Here is a 1,491-nt window from a genome sequence, read left to right as displayed (position 1 = left end):
CTAGGGCATGCACATATCAGGTGCGGCGGATTGACTCGGGTTCGCCACGGGGGATTCCAGAATCGGAAGTCTGTGTGATTCCTATTGCGGCACTCCATGGTTTGGACGGGGTGCCGCGATGTTGTCACGGATTGACTGGACGCTAGGCCGGTTCGGGGATCGTCGTCTCGATAAAGGGGGGCGGCGTTCGTCGAACGCATGGTTGCGGGCAGAACTGTCTGCCTTCGGCAGCTCTCCAGGGGGAACCGGGCGCTGGAAGTGCGGTTCCACCGCTTTCTTGGCCATGACAAGGTGACGGCGGAGCGGATCATCGAAAGCTGGAGCGAAAGCACGGTCGCTGCGGTGGAAGGCCGCCACGTGCTGGCGATCCAGGACACCAGCGAGATCCACTTCAACACCACACCGCAACGCCGGCGCGGGCTCGGAGAAATCGGCAAGGGCAATAACCATGGCGTGCTGCTGCATCCGCTGCTGGCTGTGGATGCCGATGATGGCAGCTGTCTTGGACTTTTGAGCGGGCAGATATGGACGCGCAAAGGCCGCCGCACGGTCTCGCACGACGATCGGGAATTATCGGACAAGGAATCGCAGCGCTGGATATCCACGGCCGTGGCGGCAAGGCCGCTGCTCACCAAGGCCGCGGCGGTGACGGTGCTGGGTGACCGCGAGAGCGATATTTTTGCCCTCTATGCCAACTCGGCTGAGCAGCACTTCCACGTCATCGCGCGCAGCATGCATGATCGCAAGCTTGCCGACCGCAGCAGCTTATATGAGGCTAGCGATGCCATGGCCGCGGTGGACCGACGTACGATCCAACTGCCTGCGCGCGCCGCGCGGTCCGCTCGCCTGGCCCATCTCGAACTTCGCTTTGACGCAATCGAGCTTGCCCGCCCGCAGAGTAAGTTCCTGCACCATTTGCCGAAAAGCTTGCCATTGGCGGTGGTCGATGTACGCGAGATCAATGCCGGAACCGGCGTAGAGCCACTGCACTGGCGCCTTCTCACCTCTCACGAGGTTACCAGCGTCGAGGACGCCTGGCGTATCGTCCAATGGTACAAGCAGCGCTGGATCATCGAGCAGTTCTTCCGCATCCTGAAGACACAAGGCCTCAAGCTCGAAGACAGTCAGATCGGATCCGCCGATCGTCTTCTCAAGCTGGTTGCAATCGCCGCCAAGGCGGCGGTCATCACCATCCAGCTTCTGCAGGCCCGCAATGGTGGTCGCCAACCCATTCTCGTTGCCTTCGACAACAGCCAAATTGACGCGCTCACGGCCCTCAACCAGCAACTCGAAGCCGGCAGCAAGCGACTAAAGAACCCACACCCACCCAGTAGCCTTGCTTGGGCCGCCTGGATCATTGGCCGTCTCGGTGGCTGGGATGGCTACCCATCGTCCAAGCCGCCGGGCCCGATCACCTTCAAGAACGGCCTCGAATACTTCCACGCCGTCGCAGCAGGATGGAGCCTCAGAGTTATGTGCATGCCCTAGTGC

1 protein-coding gene is annotated in these 1,491 nt (G+C 61.4%); it reads left to right on the top strand.

All coding sequences use genetic code 11. The annotated features are described in order from the left end of the window. Positions 1 to 198 precede the first annotated feature (198 nt). Positions 199 to 1,488, top strand: a complete 1,290-nt coding sequence (locus H8A95_RS42985; protein ID WP_233287425.1) for an IS4 family transposase — start codon at positions 199 to 201, stop codon at positions 1,486 to 1,488. Positions 1,489 to 1,491: the final 3 nt, after the last annotated feature.

It is taken from the genome of Bradyrhizobium oropedii, assembly GCF_020889685.1.
Lineage (GTDB): Bacteria > Pseudomonadota > Alphaproteobacteria > Rhizobiales > Xanthobacteraceae > Bradyrhizobium > Bradyrhizobium oropedii.
This window is presented reverse-complemented; position numbering and strand designations above follow the sequence as displayed.

Coding starts and splice junctions, on each gene's coding strand:
- H8A95_RS42985 (WP_233287425.1), top strand. CDS start 199: ATGGTTGCGGGCAGAACTGTCTGCCTTCGGCAGCTCTCCAGGGGGAAC.